The sequence below is a fragment of the Solibacillus palustris genome (genome assembly GCF_022549215.1).
In the GTDB taxonomy this organism is placed as follows: domain Bacteria; phylum Bacillota; class Bacilli; order Bacillales_A; family Planococcaceae; genus Solibacillus; species Solibacillus daqui.
This window is the reverse complement of record NZ_JAKZFC010000007.1, coordinates 21,589-45,039: the sequence shown is the minus strand read 5'-3', so window position 1 is coordinate 45,039 and position 23,451 is coordinate 21,589. Positions and strand designations below refer to the sequence as shown.

Annotated in this window: 23 protein-coding genes and 1 riboswitch; of the genes, 18 read left to right on the top strand and 5 right to left on the bottom strand. The window is 34.8% G+C overall.

Annotated elements, in window-relative coordinates; all coding sequences use genetic code 11:
- Window positions 1–11: 11 nt before the first annotated feature.
- Entirely contained in the window at window positions 12–572 is a 561-nt protein-coding gene (locus LZ480_RS15660; RefSeq protein ID WP_241370484.1) for an AAA family ATPase, read from the bottom strand.
- A gap of 40 nt (window positions 573–612) precedes the next feature.
- Window positions 613–1,698, bottom strand: coding sequence for a response regulator transcription factor (locus tag LZ480_RS15655; protein WP_241370483.1), 1,086 nt, complete (start codon window positions 1,696–1,698; stop codon window positions 613–615).
- 130 nt (window positions 1,699–1,828) lie between these two features.
- On the opposite strand from LZ480_RS15655, the gene LZ480_RS15650 reads away from it, so the two are divergent.
- On the top strand, window positions 1,829–2,722 hold the full coding sequence (locus tag LZ480_RS15650) for a 3-hydroxyacyl-CoA dehydrogenase (protein ID WP_241370482.1): 894 nt from the start codon (window positions 1,829–1,831) through the stop codon (window positions 2,720–2,722).
- A 249-nt stretch (window positions 2,723–2,971) separates the two neighbouring features.
- Here LZ480_RS15650 and LZ480_RS15645 read toward each other — a convergent pair whose 3' ends face one another.
- The gene (locus LZ480_RS15645; RefSeq protein WP_241370481.1) at window positions 2,972–4,138 is read right to left on the bottom strand and encodes a YhgE/Pip domain-containing protein; all 1,167 of its coding nucleotides are present in this window, start codon (window positions 4,136–4,138) and stop codon (window positions 2,972–2,974) included.
- 157 nt (window positions 4,139–4,295) lie between these two features.
- On the opposite strand from LZ480_RS15645, the gene LZ480_RS15640 reads away from it, so the two are divergent.
- From LZ480_RS15640 to LZ480_RS15620, 5 genes are all read left to right on the top strand, one after another.
- The gene (locus LZ480_RS15640; protein ID WP_241370480.1) at window positions 4,296–4,931 is read left to right on the top strand and encodes a TetR/AcrR family transcriptional regulator; all 636 of its coding nucleotides are present in this window, start codon (window positions 4,296–4,298) and stop codon (window positions 4,929–4,931) included.
- 193 nt (window positions 4,932–5,124) lie between these two features.
- Complete coding sequence (locus LZ480_RS15635; RefSeq protein ID WP_241370479.1) at window positions 5,125–5,343, top strand: hypothetical protein; 219 nt, start codon at window positions 5,125–5,127, stop codon at window positions 5,341–5,343.
- Between the two features lie 34 nt (window positions 5,344–5,377).
- Window positions 5,378–5,770, top strand: a complete 393-nt coding sequence (locus LZ480_RS15630; protein ID WP_241370478.1) for a membrane lipoprotein lipid attachment site-containing protein — start codon at window positions 5,378–5,380, stop codon at window positions 5,768–5,770.
- A gap of 272 nt (window positions 5,771–6,042) precedes the next feature.
- Window positions 6,043–6,609 carry a GNAT family N-acetyltransferase gene (locus LZ480_RS15625; RefSeq protein ID WP_241370477.1) on the top strand — a complete coding sequence of 189 codons (567 nt, stop codon included), beginning with the start codon at window positions 6,043–6,045 and terminating at the stop codon, window positions 6,607–6,609.
- A gap of 273 nt (window positions 6,610–6,882) precedes the next feature.
- Window positions 6,883–7,365, top strand: coding sequence for a GyrI-like domain-containing protein (locus LZ480_RS15620; RefSeq protein WP_241370476.1), 483 nt, complete (start codon window positions 6,883–6,885; stop codon window positions 7,363–7,365).
- Window positions 7,366–7,925: 560 nt separating this feature from the next.
- Here LZ480_RS15620 and LZ480_RS15615 read toward each other — a convergent pair.
- Complete coding sequence (locus LZ480_RS15615) at window positions 7,926–8,504, bottom strand: cupin domain-containing protein (protein WP_241370475.1); 579 nt, start codon at window positions 8,502–8,504, stop codon at window positions 7,926–7,928.
- A 763-nt stretch (window positions 8,505–9,267) separates the two neighbouring features.
- Here LZ480_RS15615 and LZ480_RS15610 point away from each other — a divergent pair.
- From LZ480_RS15610 to LZ480_RS15580, 7 genes are all read left to right on the top strand, one after another.
- The gene (locus tag LZ480_RS15610; protein WP_241370474.1) at window positions 9,268–10,107 is read left to right on the top strand and encodes a polysaccharide deacetylase family protein; all 840 of its coding nucleotides are present in this window, start codon (window positions 9,268–9,270) and stop codon (window positions 10,105–10,107) included.
- 341 nt (window positions 10,108–10,448) lie between these two features.
- Window positions 10,449–11,147, top strand: a complete 699-nt coding sequence (locus LZ480_RS15605; RefSeq protein ID WP_255731490.1) for a polysaccharide deacetylase family protein — start codon at window positions 10,449–10,451, stop codon at window positions 11,145–11,147.
- Between the two features lie 100 nt (window positions 11,148–11,247).
- On the top strand, window positions 11,248–12,258 hold the full coding sequence (locus LZ480_RS15600; protein WP_255731489.1) for a M23 family metallopeptidase: 1,011 nt from the start codon (window positions 11,248–11,250) through the stop codon (window positions 12,256–12,258).
- Window positions 12,259–12,413: 155 nt separating this feature from the next.
- Entirely contained in the window at window positions 12,414–12,953 is a 540-nt protein-coding gene (locus LZ480_RS15595; RefSeq protein WP_241370473.1) for a YusW family protein, read from the top strand.
- A 298-nt stretch (window positions 12,954–13,251) separates the two neighbouring features.
- The gene (locus LZ480_RS15590; protein WP_241370472.1) at window positions 13,252–14,157 is read left to right on the top strand and encodes an NAD(P)/FAD-dependent oxidoreductase; all 906 of its coding nucleotides are present in this window, start codon (window positions 13,252–13,254) and stop codon (window positions 14,155–14,157) included.
- Window positions 14,158–14,649: 492 nt separating this feature from the next.
- Window positions 14,650–14,792: riboswitch (cyclic di-AMP (ydaO/yuaA leader) on the top strand.
- Window positions 14,793–14,986: 194 nt separating this feature from the next.
- Window positions 14,987–16,324 carry a TrkH family potassium uptake protein gene (locus tag LZ480_RS15585; RefSeq protein ID WP_241370471.1) on the top strand — a complete coding sequence of 446 codons (1,338 nt, stop codon included), beginning with the start codon at window positions 14,987–14,989 and terminating at the stop codon, window positions 16,322–16,324.
- Between the two features lie 29 nt (window positions 16,325–16,353).
- Window positions 16,354–17,010 (top strand): potassium channel family protein, encoded by a 657-nt coding sequence (locus LZ480_RS15580; RefSeq protein ID WP_241370470.1) that lies wholly within the window; start codon window positions 16,354–16,356, stop codon window positions 17,008–17,010.
- 251 nt (window positions 17,011–17,261) lie between these two features.
- Here the strand turns inward: LZ480_RS15580 and LZ480_RS15575 are convergent, their stop codons facing one another.
- Window positions 17,262–18,044, bottom strand: a complete 783-nt coding sequence (locus LZ480_RS15575; protein WP_241370469.1) for an alpha/beta fold hydrolase — start codon at window positions 18,042–18,044, stop codon at window positions 17,262–17,264.
- A gap of 619 nt (window positions 18,045–18,663) precedes the next feature.
- Here LZ480_RS15575 and LZ480_RS15570 point away from each other — a divergent pair.
- The 5 genes from LZ480_RS15570 to LZ480_RS15550 all read left to right on the top strand — a co-directional run bounded on the left by LZ480_RS15570 (window position 18,664) and on the right by LZ480_RS15550 (window position 23,425).
- A complete protein-coding gene (locus tag LZ480_RS15570; RefSeq protein ID WP_241370468.1) occupies window positions 18,664–19,776 on the top strand; it encodes an ABC transporter substrate-binding protein in 1,113 nt (370 codons plus the stop codon).
- A complete protein-coding gene (locus tag LZ480_RS15565) occupies window positions 19,766–20,590 on the top strand; it encodes an alkaline phosphatase family protein (protein ID WP_241370467.1) in 825 nt (274 codons plus the stop codon). The genes LZ480_RS15570 and LZ480_RS15565 overlap by 11 nt, the downstream gene beginning before the upstream one ends.
- A gap of 98 nt (window positions 20,591–20,688) precedes the next feature.
- The gene (locus tag LZ480_RS15560; RefSeq protein WP_241370466.1) at window positions 20,689–21,543 is read left to right on the top strand and encodes an ABC transporter permease; all 855 of its coding nucleotides are present in this window, start codon (window positions 20,689–20,691) and stop codon (window positions 21,541–21,543) included.
- On the top strand, window positions 21,540–22,412 hold the full coding sequence (locus LZ480_RS15555; RefSeq protein WP_241370465.1) for an ABC transporter permease: 873 nt from the start codon (window positions 21,540–21,542) through the stop codon (window positions 22,410–22,412). The genes LZ480_RS15560 and LZ480_RS15555 overlap by 4 nt, the downstream gene beginning before the upstream one ends.
- On the top strand, window positions 22,412–23,425 hold the full coding sequence (locus LZ480_RS15550) for an ABC transporter ATP-binding protein (RefSeq protein WP_241370464.1): 1,014 nt from the start codon (window positions 22,412–22,414) through the stop codon (window positions 23,423–23,425). Before LZ480_RS15555 ends, LZ480_RS15550 begins: the two co-directional genes overlap by 1 nt.
- The last annotated feature ends 26 nt before the right edge of the window (window positions 23,426–23,451 follow it).

The window sequence follows — 23,451 nt, the reverse complement described above, 5'->3', positions numbered from 1 at the left end:
TCCAATTATCGTCAAATGCCGTCCTTCTTTTGTATAATCATTTCGATTTTACTTAATAACTGCTGCGCCGTAGTCTGTTCATCAACTGTCATAACATAATCGACCTCATCGCAAGTGGGGGAATCGATTTGTGGAAGCTGACTTTCTAGCAATTCCTCATATGTATAAGTTGAGTCGCGAAATAGTTTTGTGTCACGCAATGTGTTGTCAATTCGGGTTTGTAACACTTCTCGTGAAAAATCAAAGTGAATGTACACGCGAACAAATTGCTCAGCAGGGAAGAAGCGTGCCAATAGCTGCTGGCGCGGGGCTTTATGGATATTGCTATTACATAAAATTAAATTGTAACTAGTTTCTGCAATGGCATAGTGCAATAATGTTTCAGATAGAAGAAATTTCAGAGTATTCGGCCCGTTTTGTGGTAAGAGCTTTTCATAATGTGCATTTAAAAATTCCGCCTGATTATCTTGATCGAGGACAACAAAATGGGATAATGTCTGTTCAAGTTGCCTAGCAATCGTCGTTTTTCCACTATGCGTAGGGCCAATTGTCAAAATTACAATTCGTTTCATAGCTACCTCCTCTAGTTCTGCCAATTATTATATTAAAAAATCACTCCACCAGCCCCATACGAAACGCAGTAGAAATGATTTGTGTTCGATTGTTCGCCTGCAACTTGTCCATTAATCGTTGCACATAATCACGAACTGTAAATTCGCTTAAAAACAGAACATTTGCAATTTCTTTATTTTTATAGCCTTCCGCAAGCAAATACAAAATCGTATATTCCTTCTCGCTTAGCTGCATGCGGTGATTCAAGTGATTGCGCAACTGCTTTCGGGCTAAATACATACCAAGACGCTTGCCCGCTTGTTCAAGTAGAAACAATTTTTCATTGTCACAATCAAATGTTTCTCCCATTTGGTCAAATGATATCCAACCAAATAACTGCTGTTCATATTCAATCGGAATAAATATGACGGAAGAAAGCCCAAACAAATCAATTGCTACTTGCTGTACATATGGAGCGGGATCTTTCAGGAAAATGGGTTTTTTTAACGTAAAAACTGGCTCAATTTCGATATTACCTTGCATACGCTGTACTTTTGGTAATTCAGCACCAATGACACCTGAAAACTCATTGAGCCAAGGATTATAACTATAAAAAATACAGCGCTTAAATTGAAAAATTTCCTCGGCCTTTACTAAAAGTAGCGGTAAATCCTCCGTACCATTAAGCTGAATCAACTCAATACTAAACGCATCAAGTTGCTTTAATGAAGCCTTCGTCAATTCAAGAGTAGCGATAGGCTTTTCAAGTAATTGCATAAACGATCGCATACTTTGGTTCATAACTTCTTCATGAGTTGCTAAAATCGCTTCTTTATTGGAATGGTCGATTGAGTCTAATACTGTACGCAAAACATGCTCAATTGCTATGGGGAAATAGTTTGATTTATCAACAGGCAAGCCGTGCTGATGAACGCGCACCCAATATTGGAGTGCTTCCAAATTGACTTGCTGCTGCTTCATTTGATTCGCTAAAAATTGCAAAAATGAAATTGAAATGAGATGAAATTGACGCTTTTCAATTGCGGTCAAATCAGGAATACCCTCAATGTACGCTGTCGCTTCATTTTGCAGGTCACTTCGATACATCTTTAAAAATAGCAAATACGGAAATTGTTCGTGTGTCATAATTCCACCTACATTTATATGTTTATTATTTATGGAATAACCTTTATTTATATGTATCATATCACATGAAAGCGCTTTAACATAAAGGTATAAGCTATATCATTAAATTTCATTCAAAGGAGAGGTTCGTATGAATTTCAAAAACGTAACAATCGCAGGTAGCGGTGTATTAGGTAGCCAGATCGCCTTCCAATCAGCATTTTTTGGTTTTAACGTAAGTGTTTATGATATTAATGATGGGGCAATAGAAGCAGCAAAAACACGTATGGAGTCATTAAAAGCGACATACGGTGAGTATTTCAACGATACAGAAAAAGCAGAAAAGGCATTTGCTAGCCTTACTTATTATACGGATTTAACACAAGCGGTAAAAGACGCAGACATCATTGTTGAAGCGGTGCCAGAGCGTATCGAAATTAAACAAAGCTTCTATGAAAATTTAGGCAAAGTTGCACCTGAAAAAACAATATTTGCATCAAATTCTTCCACATTATTACCAAGTCAATTTGCACAATTTACAGGTCGTCCTGAAAAATTCTTAGCATTACATTTTGCGAACTCCATTTGGCAAAACAACACAGCAGAAGTAATGGTTCACCCTGGTACGGAAGAACAGTACGTGGAGCAAGTAGCAGACTTCGCGCGTGCGATTAACATGATTCCATTCGTACTAAAAAAAGAGCAACCAGGCTACATCTTAAACACATTATTAGTGCCATTCCTATCGGCAGCGATGGAACTTTGGGTAAAAGATATCGCAGATCCTCAAACAATCGATAAAAACTGGATGATTTCAACTGGCGCACCACGAGGGCCATTCGCAATTTATGACGTTGTTGGCATGGAAACACCGTACAACTTAAACTTAATGCGTGCTGAGAAAGACCCAGCTGCAAAAATTGTTGCAGAAAAAATTAAACGTGAAATGATAGACCAAGGGAAAATGGGGATTTCAACAGGGGAAGGCTTTTACAAGTATCCTAACCCAGCCTACATGGATCCGGACTTCTTAAAATCGAATTAATTATTTGTAAATGCGCATCTTGCGAAAGGATGCGCGTTTTTTTGTTCATAGAAATGACTAAATTTTTTCAGAACTGCCTTCATTCTCCTTCGAAATGTGTTTTCTACTAACGAACGAATACCAAAACTAAGGTGGGGCGCGTTAAAGAGATGGAACTCTATTCTAAAATTAGTTATGGCCAATTAGTATAGTCTTTCACTAAAAATCAAAAAACAGCTTATGTGTAATTTTACACATAAACTGCATCAATTAATTTTCGATAATTTCATGCTTTTCCATCAAATTTTTCACCCATATTAGCACAAATGCAATGATAGCTATGACAATTAGCACGTTTGAATTACTGTTTAACACATCGTCATTGAAGAATAATATATCTTTCAAGCCTTCGATTAAGAAGCCAAATGGTAACCAAGACACTACATAATCGCGATAGAAACTTGGCAGCATTTCCGGTGCTAATTGAATTAAAGGCAGTCCGAAGAACATTAATATTGCAAAAATTGGCACGACAGCGATACCAATCCATTTTAAACATGCCAATACTAAATACACATAGCCTAAAAATGCGATAGATAGCATCAATGCAACCGAATTGAACGATTCGAATTCATAGCCTAATACCCATGTGGAAACTAGCGTGATAACATAGCCTGCAAAGAAGCTATAAACGATCGGTAATAGTGATTGTGCCACTTGAAATAGGCGGGCTTGCTTCATCGAACTGAAATTGCGTTTGCGTCCAGCAAAGTAAAAGAGTACTGCGCCAAGTAAGCTAGAAATCCATACAGATGTGAATAACCCCATTGGTACAGATGCTAACCCATTTACTGGATTAACTTTATACGTCTCTGTTGTAATCGGAGTCGCAAGCAACGGAATCATTTGTGGCTGAACAGGGGATACAGCTGCTGCTAATTGCGGATTGTCTGCGAATTGCTGCTGCAGCGAAGTTTGTACCTCTGTTAGTTTTGCAATCGTTTGCACACTCATCGTAGTACCAAGTTGTGTCGCCATTTTTTGGAGCATCGTTTCAACGGTAGTTGCGACGCTTGCATTGTATCCTTCATTTACATAAATTTCTACAATCGCTTCTTCAGGTGTGTTGGACTGCAATGAAGCCAATTGTGCAGAAAAATTTTCTGGGACGACTAGACCGCCGTAAGTTTCACGCTCATTCATAGCCTCTTTCATAATTTCCACAGAATCATATTCAATAAACTTAACTGCATCTGGCGCATTCTCAATTAATTTTTCAGTAATGGTAGCCCCAATTTCTCCTGTATCTTCATTGACTAATGCAATAGGTAGATGCTTCGGCTCTATTTTCGCAGTCGGAATCTGTGCCATTAAAAAAATGAATGACACTAAAATAACACCAAGAAATGGGATGATAAAAAATTTGTTTTCTTTCATGTGCCCATATTGTCCTTTCTATTTACTCAACGTAATGTTGATTAATGTATAATGCGATTATAAAGAATTTCGAAATCGATGCCCATAAACAATAATAGGTACTCTGTATGGTACTCAACATAATGTTCCATATTGTTTATTAAAAGGAGGGGGAAAAATGGATCGTCGTAAACGAAAATCCCGTGAAGCATTGCGTAAAGCTTGTTTAGAATTGGTAAGAGAAAAAGGCTTTGAAGCGATGACGATTTTAGATATTACCACTCGCGCTGATTTAAACCGTGGCACGTTTTATTTACATTTTGTTGATAAATACGACATGGTGGAGCAATTTGAAAAGGAGCTTATTTCGAAGATTGAACATGCGCTGCTAGACGATATAACTGAGATACATACGCTTGAAGAATTAGTTCATTCACGCAAATTATCACTTATCAAAATCTTTGATTGTTTTCAGGAGGATCGCGATTTACTAGAAATTATTTTCAATACGAAAGGGGTAGTTTCGTTTCAGCAAAGTTTAAGTGACATTGCGGAAACGGTATTTGAAGACAAACTCAATCGTGAAAAATTAAAGCTTGATAAACATATTCCCCCAGAACTGTTTCGCATCGTGATCGTGTCGCTCATGGTTAGCATTGCACAATATTGGCTTAAAGGCGATAAGCATGTATCTTCTGAAGTAATGGCGCACGGCTTTTTAAATATTATGATGAATGGACCTGCGCGTGCAACAGGGTTAATTCCAGGGGTTTATATCGACATTGAAGATATTTTTAACAAAACCCAATACTAAGGTGCGCCGATGCTTTACGGTAGCACCTTTAATTTTTTTCCGCCCCCATAGGATAGGCAATCTCAAAAATTTGCGCTTGTTTTATTCGAACATCGAGCACATGGTGAAAAACTGATTAACTAAAAATGTAAAATAATAGGTGTTGATTATGTTACAATTACTTCAAAAACAATAATAGGAGCGAGTACTGGACATGATGAACCAATTTGGAGCAACGTTATGGTTTTCGGTAATTCCAGCGATTTTTTATATTTGCTGTTTGTATTTTACATTATCCTTTTTTCAACATTTAAAATTTGGGGAAGAGACAAAAATTAAAAAAGCAAAATTAGGTGCGGTAATTTCTCTTACACTTGCATTATTAGTACCTGCTATATATCAACTCATTATTTTCTTGTTTATGATGCGCTAAAGTTTTAGTGGCAATGTTAAGAGGGGGGAGGACTATGAAGAAAATAGTATTTGTATTACTAATAGTTTTCCTACTAACAAGCTGCGGAACACCAAAAGTCCAAACATTTGAGACGTATTTCAACGAGTCGGGCATGGTCGAAATCGAGAAGCTTGTGATTCAAGATGGCTCAACTGGTTATTCAAAAACAACAACCGATTCACAGCAAATTGAACAATTATTAAACCTAATCAAACCAATACAGGTCATTCCAGAAAAAAATCAGGAAGATCGTACTGGATGGCGTTATATGATTACGCTTTTTCAAGATGAGAAGTTGTATTCGTTTACGCTCAATAAAATAGAAGAAATTTATTATCATACTAAACAGGATATTCACCCGATAGTGGATGAATATTATAAAGCGCTTGATATAGAGGGAAAATAAAGAGAGTTTTGACGTTATAGAAGCAAATTCGGTTGAGAAGTTTTCCACGATCGATTAGATGAAAAGAGCAAAAAAGAAGTCAAGCAAATAGCAACGGAAGTTATTCAAAATAATAACTATAAACCCGAAATATTTCAATTTAACATAACAAGTTATATTAGTAGATAAATAAAAGAAAGTGCCAATAGTAAATTCAGTAAATAAGCTTTATTCTTTCGAAATGATTAACTTATCGAATACTAAAGTAAACCGTGGAAAGGAGTTATCCAAAATTGAAAGAACATAATCTATTCACAATTGATTGTGGTGAATTTTACTTAAGAGAGTTTTGTGAAGAAGATGTGGATGCAATCGTTGAAATTACATCTCAAGCTGAAGTAGCTGAGTTTTTACCAGATTGGCAATCCACGAAAGAACAGCGCTTCGATTGGACTATAAACGAAGATATTCCTGATAATAAAGCTTTTTTGTCTGCTGTACCGAATATCAATGATGAAATTTTAAGACTAGGCATAATTTTAAAAGAATCAGGGGAATTCATTGGTTTTTGTACCTCGGGGATAAAGGAAGAATTAAGTGGCTCAAACCGAGAAGTTGCATTTGCCATTTCAAAACATTATCGAAATAAGGGCTATACAACAAAAGCGGTGAAGGGGTTAATCCAATATTTATTTGAGCATACAAATGTGAAACTCATTAATGCGGTTGTTCTCCCGCATAATGGTAGCTCTAATAAAGTGATTCAAAAATGTGCATTTCATCTGAATGGACATGCTGAAATAGACGGAGAGCAGTTCAATCATTATTTGTTAGCTAAGGAAGAATGGAAAAATATTTAGGCTGAAGAAAAGATGTATGAATAATTTGAGATAATAAGTGGTCAAATTAACGATCTAAAAGCAACCCAAAAAATGATTATTTAAAAAAGTTAAAAGAAAAATTGATTATAATCCTGTGTATACATGCAGGATTTTTTCTTGTTCAACAATCGGGCCATATTGTTGAATAAAATAAACGAACAAAATACGTATTCTACCAAATAATTGGAGGATATTTACCAATATTATAGAAATAAAAAATTGTATAAAGAATCTTTTTAGGTGGTGCTACTTATGTCACGAGATGTTAATGCTCAAAAGTCAGTAAAAGAACTAGGGGAGGTTAAATTAGTTGGGATTAGAGTAGTTTGTGCAGAAGAAAAATATATTGAAGAAATTCCAAAGGCTGCAAAGATACTTAAAGAAAGAACGAATGAAATTAAAAATGTATTATTTTCAGGTCAACAAGTAGGAGCTTTTATTGTGGAAGAATCATCTCCAGAAGAAGATGGTTATTGGGTTTGCGTTCAAGTTGATGAATATAAAGATATACCTGAAGATATGAGTACATTAACAGTCCCTCCACACCAATATGCTACTATTCTGCATAATGGTCCTAATTATCAAATAAAAAGCAGTTATGAGGAATTACATCAATGGATTGCTATACAAGGATTGAAAAGATCTAATAAAAGTTGGAATTTGGAATTTTATCTTAGAGATAATCAAAATCCCGATAATGTTCGAGTAGAATTATTCGATTCTATAATAGATTAAGCAGTTAATTATTAAAGTAAAGACCACTATAGCAGTGTTGTTATGATATTTTAGTAAAATAATATCTAGGAGTTATCTCCGGAATAGTCGTTGAATGAAGATATTCCACAATCGTGCGCGATTCTGTCGTAAGGATCAGCGCTCGTTTTTATTAAAGGGCCAGATTGTTGAGTAACTCATGTATTACGTGTAGACTACAAAATCGCATTAAGCAACTTCTGTTTAAGATACTTTTTGAATGGAATTTTCTAAAAGTGTTTATAGAAAGCTCTAAGCTGATTCTAATATATAAATATCTTTACCAACAATAAATGTATTTATTTTCTAATATAATTTGTTATGGGATTATATAGTTGTAGGTTATGAATTAATAAGTAAGCGGCATTAAAATGACCGATGATATTAGGCATGAAAAACTCCCCATTAGCTAGACAGATTTTATTTTTTTCTGTCTGATTAATGGGGAACATACCATTTCACAACGTTCGTGCTATTTGGTGTATTCCAAAACTTTTATTAGGAACGTTATTTAGATTTATTTTATAGTCTTTATTTAGACTTTAACCTTCAGCAATTTCGGCATCCGCTTTCGTTCTATGAACAGTACCGAAAGGGTGATTAGGTGGTGCATAGATTGAATAAAGCTTTAACGGCGTATTGCCAGTATTGATTACATTATGCCATGTGCCAGCAGGTACTATAATGGCATAATCATCACCTACATTTTTTACAATGTTTAAATTATCTTTGCTTTTCCCCATTTGAACAAGCCCTTGACCACTCTCAATACGTAAGAATTGATCAACGCTAGGATGAATCTCTAAGCCTATATCTTCTCCAACGTTAATACTCATCAAAGTCACTTGTAAATGATCACCAGTCCATATAGCAGTGCGATAGTTGTTATTTTGTTTGGAAACTTGATTGATGTTCACTACAAAGGGTTCTCCTCCATGATCTCTTATTATAGGACTACTGGTATTCCCTTGGATATTTTGGTGCGGGGAAAATAGGTTTGTATAATTAGCAGCATTTGACATACTCCAATAATCGAAACCCCAGATATTTCCGCAGTTATTCATTGGTACATAACTGAGATAAGGATTTGGATGGACATACATATAATAAGGATTATTCATTGTAATATACCTCCAAAACATTTGATCATAAACTCATCATATGCTTTAAGTCTTTAAAGGGGTATTATCCTTTTTTCCTTGACTTTGTAAATCAGCATATTTTGACGAAACTCCGAACCAAACACTTGTCATCGTGTCTCGCGCTCGAAATAAATTATTATTTGATTAATGCCATCTAAATAGAGTGTTAAAAACTTTGGACAATCAATCACAAAAAAACTCCTATCTCGAAGTGTCAATCTTTATCGAATGCCGCTTCATTATACAAAAGGATTTAGGTGATTTATGTAAGTGGCTCATAAAGCCCATTCTCAGAGGCTCAATTGGTATGCAATAATTGCCAGCCGAGGTACACTTGATTACGAAAGATTTGTTTACTTTGACCATAGAATTTTTGATATTCAAGTACTTTTTCTTCATTAAAAAAACATTCCGATTACCCGAGCGCGAGACCTTCCTAGTTATCGCATGCAATTTCACTTTAGAAATCAAAAGTATGCCGGACGCACTAAAAAATTTCTCATATAAAAGTAAATTCTTTAGCAACCTTTTAGAGGATAACTAACATTTGCTATTTCTTGTACGATAAATCAACAGCTTTCCCACAGAGTTTTTTAATTCTATATAAGCTATTTTTAGTAAAAACTTACCCGACGTTTATTGGTAATGATAAACAACCCAAATCGTAGAATCAAATGGTTATTTTTGTTCAAAATATGTTGAAGTGTCTTATTTAACGTAAAAACAAAAATAGGGTGTGTATATGAAAAAGACAATAATTATTTTAGCTATTATTTACTTTGTAACTTTCTTGAAACTTTCCCCCACCAATGGATATAGCAATGAGAAAATCCCAATACTAATGTATCATCACTTAGAAAAAAACCTCAATAATAACGCTGTTATTTCGCCAGAAAATTTCGAAAACCAAATTAAATACCTTAAAGTAATGGGCTATAATACCATTACTGCACAACAATTATATGATTACTTAAACGGAAGCATACAGTTACCACAAAATCCAGTTTTGATAACCTTTGATGACGGGTATTTAAGCAACTATGAAATGGCTTATCCAATTTTGAAAAAATACAATATGCATGCAGAAGTCTTTGTTATTACTAGTCGTATTTTAGAAAAAGGTGTGAAAACATCATATTCTAATGAAATCCCCAAAATGAATTGGGAACAATTAAGAGAGATGAAAGATTATATTACTGTCCAAAGCCATAGTTGGGATTCGCATTATAAATTAAAATCAAATATTTATGAAAAAAAAATTGCCGCTCTATCTGGTCCTGTTTACATTAATGGGAAAATGGAAAATCAAAAAGAATACGAAGAAAGAGTAAAAAATGATTTAATTCGTTCCAGAAAAATAATTAAAGAGAAGTTAGGGTATGAACCAATTGCCATTAGCTATCCCTTTGGTATTACCTCTAATGATGCAATGAACTTAGCTAAAGCTGCTGGGTTTAAGCTGGGATTTTTGATTAATAATAAAAGTATTAAAAAGAGTGAAAATAAGTTGGCATTAAGTAGAATAACGGTAAACGGAAATGATTCTGGGGAAGAATTAATAAAAAAAATAAAAAAGGGATAACCCACAACACTAGGTAGGACAAATAAAATAAGGGATTGAATCTGTAAATTTATAGGAGTGAGAGATTTAATTCAAATCAGTTTGACTAAATATATATTTTTTTATTGCCCTGGACAGATACAAGTCAAGGGCCTTTGTTGTTTTAAGGAAAGAATTTTATTGGAATGAAAATATAAAAAAAATACCAATTATTAAGTCGATTTGTACTCACACAATTGCTTAATACTATAATTATTTCCAAAACACACTTCAAGTACATTTTTCTTTTAGTTTTAATCATATTAAGAAAATAAATTGTTAAAGGGAAGTGGCGAATTGAAAAATCTTATTTTTTTTTAATTTTGTTTTGTGTAGGCACTACGATTTTTTATAATTTCGATAAGACTTCTGCTGAAAAAGGAAGGCAATATTATGAAGATGTAGGATATATTGTTTGGGAGATTGAAACAAAGGAAAAAGTAGTTGCACTTACTTTTGATGATGGTCCCCATCCAAAATATACAGAACAAATATTAAATTTATTAGAACAATATTCCGCGAAAGGTACATTTTTCTTGGTAGGTGAACATGCAGAAAAGAATCCACAAGTTGTTTTTCGTATGTATGAGGAAGGTCATGAAATAGCTAATCATACGTATACACATCCTTTTACTACATCTATACCTAAAGTAATGAAGGAAATCCAAAAAACAAACGATACCTTATTTAGTATTACGGGCTATTCACCAAAGTTATTTCGACCTGTGGAAGGCAATTATACAGATCGGTTGGTTGAGGAAGTTGTAAAAGAAGGATATAAAATAGTGATGTGGTCTTGGCATCAAGACACAGAAGATTGGAAGGATCCTGGCGTCAACAAAATTGTAAATAAAGTGTTAAATGGAATTGAAGAAGGAAATATCGTGTTGTTTCATGACGGTGGTGGTAATAGAGAACAAACTGTTAAAGCACTTGAAATAATTTTGCCTGAACTAAAGAAGCAAGGATATAAATTTATAACGGTTTCAGAGATGCTAAAGCTACAAGATGGAATGAAATAAGAGCACGTAAATTTATTTTTTAACTTCATTTAGAAAAAATCATATAAAGAATTAATTTAAGTAAGGTTACATCATTTTAAATAAGAGAAGGTGATTGGTTTTGAATCGATATGTAGTATATGTCATTTCAATATTCACGATTTGGAACATATCATCAACATCAACCGTAAAAGCTTCTACAGAAGATGAAGTTCGTACGAAGGCTGAAGAACTACAGCTGAGAATGGATTATTATGTTCGATATCAGGAGATTTTGATACCCTGGTACTATTTAGCAGCCATTGACCAATACGAAAGGAATATTCAAGATGTTCGACCGGACATACCTAAAAAGGAAAGTGTTGTCGCTATACAATTCTCTGATGAGTATTGGTCAGGCGTATTGAATCCAATGAAAAACGATATGGTACCTCTATCTATAAAATTTTTTGGTGGGATGGGACTAGATGGAAATGGAGATGGGCTTGCAGATAAAAATGATGATGAAGATGTGTTGTTGGCGATGGTAATGTACTTAAATGGATATGGAATTAGCGAAGAAGACTTTAAATTAGCCTTATGGGATTATTACAAAAATGAACAGGCTGTAATTCAAATTATGGATATAGTTAAGTTATATCAGAAATTTGGTACGATTGACTTAGATACACACACATTCCCAGTAGCACTTGAATATGAATTTAGTTATGGTAACACATGGGGTGCAAACAGGGGATGGGGTGGTAGACGCACTCATGAAGGAATAGATATCTATGCAAGATATGGTACACCTGTTCTTACGGCTTCTTATGGTGTTATTGAAGTAATGGGGTGGAATGAATTTGGTGGTTGGAGAATCGGAATTCGTGATAATCATAATTCCTATCACTACTATGCCCACCTTGAGTCATTTGAAGAAGGCTTACAAGAAGGTGATATCGTTAAAACGGGTCAAGTCATTGGTTATGTGGGGAGTACAGGGTATGGTAAAGAAGGAACAACTGGAAAGTTTCCACCGCACCTACACTACGGAATATATAAGTTTAATGGCCGTACAGAATTTGCATTCAATCCATATCCTTCACTTCTAAAGTGGGAAAAAGAAGCAAAGAAAATAAAAAGCAGTAAATAGGCTAATTTTTTTTATAATATACCATCACTACCTAAAACCCTTGAAGTCGGAAATGAAAATTTAAAATCGTTTTCGACTTTTAAAATGGATAGATTCCTTTAAATTTGGGAATGCTTTTAATGATAAAGTAGAGCCACTTAAAAAGGAGAGAGTATATGAAATCATTTAGAGGAATTCTTACACTGCCATTATTATTAGGATTATTGTACGGCTGTAACAACAACGATACAAATGTAGATAAGAATAAGGATGTTACAGGGAATACTAGTACAGTTGATGAAACAACGAAAAATAATACCACTAATAACACAGGAACAAATGAACCAATTCATAATGAGAATGAAAAAGAAAAGACTGGAATTAAAGCTACAGATGTAAATTATGCTTTTAAGGACTTTGATTTAGAGGTAGAATATGCGGATTATAAATCATATGATGTTGAATATGAGAACGATGGAAATTATATTTATGCTGAAATAGATGATGAAATTAAAGGTGTTGAGTATAAAGGTGATCAAGCCTACGAAAAAATTGTCAAAGCATTAGAACAACTTAAATTTGATAAAGCTACCAGTGATGAAGATGTTCGTAAAGAAGTTTTAAAGGCATTTGCTCTAGATGAGAACTATCAGTACTTTGATCTTGAAGTGAAATTCAAAAATGGTGAAGAAAAACATTATCATTTTAATAAATAATTATGTAAAGGGGCTAAACAAAGCCCCTCCTCAAAAATAAAAAAGACATCAAAAGTGACCTTATGTTTCAAGATTATCGGAAATCCCTTCCTAGAACTCTTCATTATAAATCATAAAAAATCGAAATTGTATGACGCAATTTCGATTTTTTGTGTGAACTGGGAGCTTAATTGGAATTAACTTGAATAATTCGATATGAAATAGGGTCATTTTATCAATCCATGATGTGGGAAATAATGTAGTTCTCTTTTGCAAATAAAAATTCAAAATAAAACAAAATCAATACGGAGGTAAAAAAATGAATGTCCTTGATTGTATCATTATAGGTGGAGGTCCTTCTGGGGTAAGTGCTAGCTTAATTTTAGGAAGGGCTCGGAGAAGCATTGCATTATTAGACGATGGAACGAATAGGAATAGAGTGACACAAACGTCACATGGATTTATTACTCGAGATGGGATAGAACCACAAGCGTTTAAAGAAATTGCGTTAAAAGAGTTGGAGAATTACCCGTCCGTATCATATTTTACTGCAACAGTTACTGAAATCATAAAGGATATAGGTAATGAGCGATTTACTATCAAAACATCTACTAGTCAGGAATTTGTTTCAGAAAAAATAATACTCGCCACCGGAATTCAAGAAATATTTACTATACCAAGTATAAGAAAGTTTTATGGGAAAAGTCTATATAGTTGTCCGTATTGTGATGGCTGGGAGCAAAAAGATAAGCCATTAGTGGTTATTGCAGAAAAAGAAGAGCATGTACTGCATTTGACTAAGTTAATTTATAATTGGTCGCAGGATTTGGTTGTCCTAACGAATGGAGTTCAATTATCTAAAGAAGGTAAAATAGAGTTACAAAAACACAATATCAAAATTATATCGGAAAAGATAAAAGACTTAATAGGTAATGACGGTTACTTACAAAAAATAGAGTTTGAAACAGGAGCAACAATTATAAGATCGGGTGGATTTGTTGCCCCATCTTATTATCGCCCAAATCAATTTGCTGAGAAGCTTGGATGTGAAATTCATGAAAATGGAAAAGTTATAACAGATGGCGTTGGTAGAACAACCCAAAAAAACGTATATATTGCAGGGGAAACAGAAAGATCTAAACCATCCTCTTTAATGATTTCAGCTGCTAAAGGTAATAAAGCTGCGGTTTCAGTAAATACTGACCTAACGATGGAACGTTTTTGATTACGTCCTAACACCTTCTGCTTCAACTAAATAAGAACTTAGCTAATATAATTGAACACATCAGCGCCAATGTGTTGCCACATATACTCCAAACATTGTGTTAGAGTTAGTATAAGAATTTACGAAGAACGGATTTTCTTTTTAGAATTCGTTTTTTCTTAATGTTTAAAAAGGATTAAAGGTTTTTTTGTTGAAGTTAATGAATTAACGGAACAGCTTAGTTTATAGACTTATTCAACAATGGGCGCAATTCTTGAAAAAGAAATGTGCCTTCTTTAGCTAAAGGGCCATATAATCGAGTAACTAACTTTCAAAATAAATGGATGATTAGTAAAGGGGATATTTTGAAGAATTGTACTAAAAGTAACGCACAGTTTAGTACAACAAAAATCAAATTTAAGACATACAACAATAAAGGAAATTTTTGGAAAACTTTAATTTTAACAGTTTACAAGTGTTATACACAAGAGTACAATAAGCCCGTAATTAAGAAATCTAATAAAGCCAAATCTCAATAATTGAGAACGGAGGACCCAATTTTTTGGGGTTAATTCTGCATTTGCAGAAGGGATGATATATACTCTTTCGCCATCCTAACCCGTCAGCTAACTTCGTCGGCTAAAGCGAGGGAGGTCATAATAGAGACCGCCTTATTCAAGTATTGTTTTTGCTGATATAGCAAAATTAATGCTTGTTTAAATCGGTCTTTTTACTTTGAAAAAAAGTTTATAAGCTCATTTTAGAATAAGAAGCAGAATAAAAACATATTTAGTTTAATCATTGGATCATTTGGTAAATATACTTTTAACTTAATTCTAAGGAGAGAATTATGAAAAATTTCAAAGAGAATCTTAATCCATCGAAAATACTTGTTCTGGGCTTCGCCATTCTAATCCTAATAGGAGCTTTTTTATTGACTCTCCCCATAGCAACAGAGGATGGTAAAGGACTTACATTCTTAGACGCATTATTTACCGCTACTTCTGCTACATGTGTTACAGGTCTAGTGGTTGTTGATACTGGTGATACATTTTCGATGTTTGGTGAATTAGTCATTTTATCTCTTATTCAAATTGGCGGCTTAGGATTTATGACGTTTGCAACCTTTTTATTCACTTTAATAGGTAAAAAAATTACTTTAAAAGAAAGGATTATTTTAAAAGAAGCTTTTAATGCTACTTCGACTAATGATATCGCCAAATTAGTAAAAAAAATATTAATTTTTACTGTGATAGCTGAGAGTATCGGAGGAATTATTTTATCTATTAGATTTTCGTTTGATATGCCGATCGGTCAAGCAATCTATTTTGGTTTTTTCCATTCGATTTCAAATTTTAATAACGCCGGTTTTGATTTGATGGGGGAATTTAGAAGTCTTACTGATTACGTTGATGATCCATTTGTCGTTTTAACTGTTTGCTTTCTTATCATTTTAGGTGGCTTAGGTTTTATTGTCATAAATGAAATAAATGATTTTCGTGAAACACATAAAATTTCGCTGCACACAAAAGTTGTATTGAGTACAACTATAACGCTAATCGTTGGAGCATCCATCTTAATTTTCCTATTTGAGTATGGAAATGATAAAACATTAGGACCGTTGTCTTCCACAGGAAAAGCACTCGGTGCCTTGTTCCATAGTGTAACGCCAAGAACTGCTGGAGCTAATACATTACCAATGGCAGATTTGACTCATGCAACATTATTCCTAACGATTTTCCTAATGTTTATCGGGGGAGGTTCAGGATCGACTGCTGGAGGAATTAAGGTAACTACTTTTGCTGTTCTAATGGCAACAGCAATTTCTCAACTTAAAGGGAAAGAAGATGTGGTTTTATTTAAACGTCGTATTGTTTTAGAGAGTATTCTAAAGGCACTTACTGTTGCGATGAGTGGCATCATGATTGTAATAATTGTCACCTTTATCCTGAGTATTACTGAACAAGGTCATGATTTTATTTTGTATTTGTTTGAAGCAACTTCAGCATTTGGTACTGTAGGGCTTTCAATGGGATTAACACCTGAGCTTTCTCCAATTGGACGGATTATTATTATATTGACAATGTTCGTAGGGAGATTAGGTCCATTAACACTTGGTTTTGCTATTTCTAAACGACGTAAAAAAGAAGCTTTCCGTTATCCTAAAGGAAATATAATGATTGGTTAATTAATAGATAGAGAAGGAAGGGATATAAAATGGCGGTAAAACAGTATGTTGTGATTGGTTTAGGAAGATTTGGAACAAGTATAGCTAGAAGATTACATGAAGCGGGTCAAGAAGTATTAGGAATTGATATAGATGAGGAAAGTGTAGAAGATGCGGAAGGTTACGTAACACTTGCAGTTGTAGCTGATTCCACTGAAGAAAAGGCACTTACTTCGGTAGGGATAAAAAACTTTGATTGTGTCATTGTAGCGATTGGAGACGATATTCAATCAAATATATTGACGGTGATGCTATTAAAAAATTTGGGCATTCGAAAAATTATCGCGAAGGCACAAAGTAAACGACATGGACAGGTGTTAGATGCAATAGGCGCTCATTGGGTTATATATCCTGAAAGAGATATGGGCGAACGAGTAGCGAATCAACTTCTTTCACCAAATATGTTGAACTATATAGAACTCTCAAAAAATTACAATCTTGAGGAAATCATTGTTCCTTCCAAAATGGCGGGTAAAAATCTACGAGAACTTGATGTTCGGGCTAAATATAATGTAAGTGTCATTGCAATTGTAAGAAGTGACGATATTATTATTTCTCCTTCTCCAGAGGAATTACTTCAAAAAGAGGATATACTTGTAACAATAGGAAATAGGAAAGATTTAGCGGAATTTTCTAGTATAGAATAAATGTGTGAAAATACATTTTAATTAAGTAAGGAGCGTTGATTAAAAAGGGGCCAACGCTCTTTTGTTGAATTTTTTGCATTTCTTTTACATTTTTAATATTCCGCAATTGGGCGTTTTTCTGGAAACAAGGAAAGGGCCCCTTTTCTATTATTTAATTGGTTACTGAGAGTTCGATTTACCAATATCTTAAATTATTGAATAACCTCTGTATGAAAAATCCTTTCCTTGACCATGAGCGGTAAATTGAACAATCAACCAATAAATTGTATTAGTAGCTGGTTGAATTTGTCACGTTCTTCATAGAAAGGAGCATGGCCGCTGTATTGAAATGGAACGAGCTGTGAATTTCTTATTAATTTGTTTGTTTCTTGTGCATTTTTAAAAGGAACAACTCTATCATGTATGCCGTGAATAATTAGCGTAGGAACTAATATTTTGCCAAGATCATTGTACACATTCTCATCTCTCAATGACATCATGACAGCAGCAGTCGACCAACCCGCAGCTTGTAATCCTAGCTGAAAGAACCAATCAGATAATGGGATAGTAATATACTGGAAGAAGAAAGTGTCGGTTAGTCTCCCTAACATATTAGGACGATCATTAAGTGTTTCTGTAATGAACGTATTTGCTACTTCTTCTTGTACACTAGACGGAGATTGAGCGTCTATTAGTACAAGTTTTGAGACTCCATAACCTTTATATCGAGCCATATATCGAATCGAGATCGCACCCCCTGTGGAGTGTCCTGCTAGTGTGAAGTCTTTTAACTGCAACGCTTCTACTACCGCATGGATATCATCTGCCATTCTGTCAAAATTGTACCCATTGAATGGTTTATCCGAATTACCGAAACCCCTCCAGTCAATCCCTATACATCGATATCCCATTGCTGGAAGAACATTAAATTGATATTCAAACTGCTTATGGTTTAATGGCCAACCGTGAATAAATAGAATGGTTTTATTTCCTTGTGGGTTTACATCCTCTACATATATTCTTACACCAGGTTCCACTGTAACAAAGTATCCCATGATGTTCCCTCCTTTTAATTAAAGTGTTTCAACAATAAGATACTCAACTAGGGGAACATAGGTGAAAATCTAGCCGAAACGATAACACAATTAATTTAAGGGGAATACTGCGAACCACATAGATACCGCAAATCGAAATGTTGAAATAGGATGGACTTGGCTAATGCCATCAGTTTGGAGAACAAAGGTAATCACATAATGTGAATCTTTATTACTTAAATATTGTTTTGAGGAGCTAAAGGTAATACGTGTTTAATTTTCGATTAATGGACAACATTACGCTCGCAAAAAGCAGTTGAACGTATAGGTGCAGTAAAAGATAATACGATACCACGTTTCTTTAATACTGAAAAATTAATGATTTGAAAAATCGCTCATTGCCCATACCAAATGTATTTCAACAATTAATATTAAAAAAGAGTAGCTTTTTTGCTGCTCTTTTTATTTTGCAACTGGGACTCAGTTATGAAAATAAAAACTGATGAATTAGAGAAAATTAAACTTGATTTACAAAGTCTTAATATGCGATTAATGAAGAATTAAAACTTTCAGATTATTATTAAACCGTAACAAACAGTAACAAACGTTAAAGAAACCACGTTAAAGGGAGGCACTTTTTATGAATTACAGATTCAAGAAGAATTGTTACAAGTCTATTCAAGCCGCAGTATTAGGGGTGAGTGTACTAGGATTAGCTGCTTGTGGAGCTACTAAAGAGGAAGCTACACCAGTTGTTAAGGATACTAGTTCGTTAACCCTGAAAGAAATTGAAACAAAGGCAACGGAAGAGGGAACGATTAATAGTGTCGGTATGCCTGACTCATGGGCTAACTGGGGAGAAACGTGGAATGAAGTAATGAAAAAATATACATTAGAACACACTGATACTGATTTATCTAGTGCTGAAGAGATTGCCAAAATGGAATCTGAAAGAGAGAATGCTACCGCTGATATCGGTGATGTAGGGGTTGCCTTTGGACCAATTGCGGAACAAAAAGAATTAACGCTCGCCTATAAAACTTCTTATTGGGACGAGGTACCTGACTGGGCAAAAGATGATAACGGAGATTGGGTTGTTGGCTACCAAGGAACGATTGCTTTCTTAACTAATAAAGAATTAGTAGATAATCCGCCAAAATCTTGGGATGACATATTAAAAGGGGATTATAAAGTAACTGTTGGAGATGTTCAGCGTGGTGCACAAAACCAAATGGCTGTTCTTGCTGCTGCGATGGCTTACGGCGGGGATGAAACAAATATTCAACCAGGAATTGACTTTTTTGCGAAGCTTGCTAAGCAAGGTCGTCTAAGCTTAACAGATGCTAAACCAGCTAATATCGAAAAAGGGGAAGTAGAAGTTGCCTTAGTATGGGACTTCAATGCTCTTGGTTACGCTGAACAAATCAACCGCGATCAATTTGATGTGAGCATTCCAAGTGAGGGTTCAGTTGTAAGTGGTTATGCAACAATTATTAACAAATATGCAAAACATCCTCATGCAGCAATGGCAACGAGAGAATATATTTTAAGCAATGAAGGACAAATTAACTTAGCTAAAGGATTTGCCCGTCCAATTCGTGATGTAGAACTTCCGAAAGAAGTAGCTGAAAAGATGGTTCCAGAAGAACAGTACAAAAATGCAAAGCCAGTTGAAGATTACAAATCGTGGGAAGAAACGGCTAAAACGTTACCACAGATTTGGCAAGAAGAGGTGTTAGTCCATGTCAAATAAAGTAATAGCAATTGTTGTTGATGGTATGAGATATGATAAAGCATGTGAAGCTCTTGGATTTATTCAACATTTAGTTGAAACAAATCAGGCGGCACTTTATAAAGTAAAGTCAGAGCTTCCGAGTCTTTCCCGCCCATTATATGAGGTGTTACTAACGGGTACACCGGCATCGGTGAACGGAATTACGTCTAATCAAGCGGTTCGTCTATCTACCGAGAAAAGTCTTTTTCACCTTACGAAAGAAAATGGCTTAAGAAACGGAACAGCATCGTATTACTGGGTAAGCGAACTGTATAATCGCGCACCATTCCATTTTATTGAAGATCGTGAGCAAGAGGATGAGTCCAATCCGATTCAATACGGAAAATTTTATTGGGATGATGACTATCCAGACAGTCATGTGTTAATGGATGCAGAAGCATTGCGCAGAAAGTATGACCCACATTTTTTATATATTCATCCGCTTGGTGTAGATGTAAAAGGAGAAATATTTGGTTCAGAATCGAAAGAATATCGTGAACAAATTTTAAAAGTGGGGAGCTTGTTGGCACAACTTTTACCAATCTGGATGAAAGAAGGCTATCACATATTAATTACATCTGACCATGGCATGAGTGAAACTGGGAACCATGGCGGCATAACGGATGGTGAGCGTGATGTTCCACTCTTCATTATTAGTCCAAAAGTTGAACCGGGCATTTACAATAATGAAGTAGTTCCGCAATTAGGATTTGCACCGCTTGTTTGTGAACTTTTGAATATTGAGCCGTCCGATAAAATGATTTCATATCAATTGCCAGGATTTAAGCGTTAATTGACCATTTAAAGAATGAAGATTGGCCGGAATTGGTTTAACAGTGCGTTCGTTAAATCAATTCCCCATTGTTTGAGAACAAAGAGGAGCGAATAGTCTTGAGAAAAATAAAAAAACAAAAAATTTACTTATTAGCTCTTTTACTGCCATTTATTTTGTTTGTGATTGGGTTTGAAATAGGGCCCTTACTGGCAATGATTAAAAATAGTTTTTATGCAGACGATGGAATACAAGTTACGATTGATCAATATATCACGATATTTCAAAGTGATTTTTACTTACAAGCCATTCAAAATAGCCTTGTTATTTCCTTATTTTCTGCTGTAGTTTCTGTCATTATTGCTGTCATTGCTGCCTATTCAATTACAAAGTTTTCACAAAAAATACAAAACCGACTATTGATGATTGCTAATATGACATCGAATTTTGAGGGCATTCCACTTTCATTTTCTTATATTATTTTACTTGGAAATAATGGATTGTTTACATTGCTTTTTGCCAAGCTTGGATGGGAAGTGTTTGCGGATTTTAATTTGTATTCGTGGACAGGTCTCATTCTCGTTTATATTTATTTCCAAATTCCACTTGCTGTTATGCTTATCTATCCATCTTATCAAGGAATTAAGAAGCAATGGAAAGAAGCCTCTTCTTTATTAGGAGGGTCATCATTCTCGTTTTGGCGTCGCATCGGGATTCCAGTTCTCTTACCTAGTATTGTAGGTACATTCAGTATTCTATTTGCTAATGCGATGGGAGCTTACGCTACAGCCTATGCATTGGTCGGCAGTAACTATAATTTATTGTCGTTACAAATTGCATCATTAGTTGCTAGTGACGTTGCATTAAAGCCGCAGCTTGGCAGTGCGTTGGGAGTGCTTCTAGCATTAACCATGATAGGGGCGATGTGGTTCAATGAACGAATGATGCGCCGCATTAGGAGGGACTTACGATGAAAGTATCATTAACTTTCCATAAAGTGATTGTGGGATTACTAGTTATATATTTATTAATTCCACTTGTAGGAACATTTTTATTCTCAATTGCTGGTAAATGGGATCATACTATTTTACCTGAGAGTTATACAATGAAATGGTATATTGAATTATTTCAAGATGGACGGTTTTATGATGCTTTTCAAAGAACGCTGTTTTTAATTGTCATGTCTGTAGGTCTTAGTGTTGTTATTATGCTACCAACTATTTTTATCATCACAGTTTATTTCAGTAAGTGGGAAAGATTGTTGCAAGCAGTAGCTATGCTGCCTTATGGTATTCCTCCAATTGTTGGAGCTGTTGGATTAATCAAGGTATATTCAAATGGACCGATTCAAATTGCCGGAACGCCTTGGATTTTAATTGGTGCTTATTTCATCACCATTTTACCATTTATGTATCAAGGTATTCGTAACAGTCTTCGTACGCTTAATGCTGTACAGTTGGTCGATGCAGCTGAATTGTTAGGAGCTACAAAATTCCAGGCGTTTCGTACAGTGGTGTTTCCAAATATTATATCTGGAATTTTAGTGTCTACCTTATTATCAGTCGCGCTTTTATTTAGTGAGTTTGCTATGGCCAATTTACTTGTCGGAGGTCGATTTGAAACCATTCAAATTTATCTTGCAGACAAACTGAACAGCAGCGGTCACTTAACAAGTGCAATTGTTATTACTTATTACTCAATGATTTTACTGTTAACGGGGACAGTATTAAAACTCACGTTAAAAAACGAAAAAAATGGTGTCGTGTCAAATAAGAAGCGTGTTTTTTCTTTTTTAAAAAAACAATACCGTCTTAAAAATTCTGCTGTAGAAGGTGAAAAATAATGAGCTATGTAACTATTGAACAAGTGACTAAGGGATATGAGAATCAAGTCGTTTTAAATAGTATTTCGATAACTTTGAAAAAGGGTGAGTTTGTTACACTTCTTGGGCAAAGTGGGTGTGGGAAAAGTACATTATTACGTTCCATTGCAGGGCTTGAAGATGTTGATGCAGGTAGTATCTTAATCGATGGAAATGATATTACTAATTTATCACCGCGTCAGCGTGAAGTTGGTATGGTGTTTCAATCTTATGCGCTTTTCCCGAATATGACCGTTTTTGATAATATCGCGTACGGCCTTAAAATGAAGAAAGAAAAAAACATAAAATCAAGAGTAAAAAAGATGATCGAGATGGTAGATTTATTAGGAAAAGAAGAGTCTTATCCTCATCAATTATCTGGTGGACAACAGCAGAGGGTTGCACTTGCCCGTGCGCTTGTTATGGAGCCGAAAGTACTTCTTTTGGACGAACCCTTAAGCGCATTAGATGCTAAAATTAGAAAAAGTTTGCAAAAAGAATTAAAGAGAATTCAGAAAGAATTAGATATTACAACAATTTTTGTTACGCATGATCAGGAAGAAGCCATGACGATGTCTGATCGAATTTTTATCATGAATAAAGGACAAGTTGTACAATCCGGTTCTCCATCAGAAATTTATATTTCGCCAGTCAATACATTTGTTGCTAAGTTTATTGGGAACTACAACGTTTGTACTATGGAAGTGTTCCGTAAACTCGTTCGTTGCACAGACTTAAAAGGAAATGAAGTGGCCATTCGTCCTGAAGTTTTACAATTAGTTCGTTTTGGTGAAGATAGCTTGGATTTACATGAGAACTGGGGCATTAATGGTGTTATTAAAGATGTATCTATGACCGGGAATGTTTTAAGATATGAGGTAGACACAGAAGAGGCCTCTTTCTTTGTAGACTATCTTCATCACCAAGGAACAATGTTTGAACAAGGAACACGTGTTCAAATGTTTTTACCGAAGAAAGAGTGCATTATTTTATAAATTATAAATGATAACGGGGCGAGAAA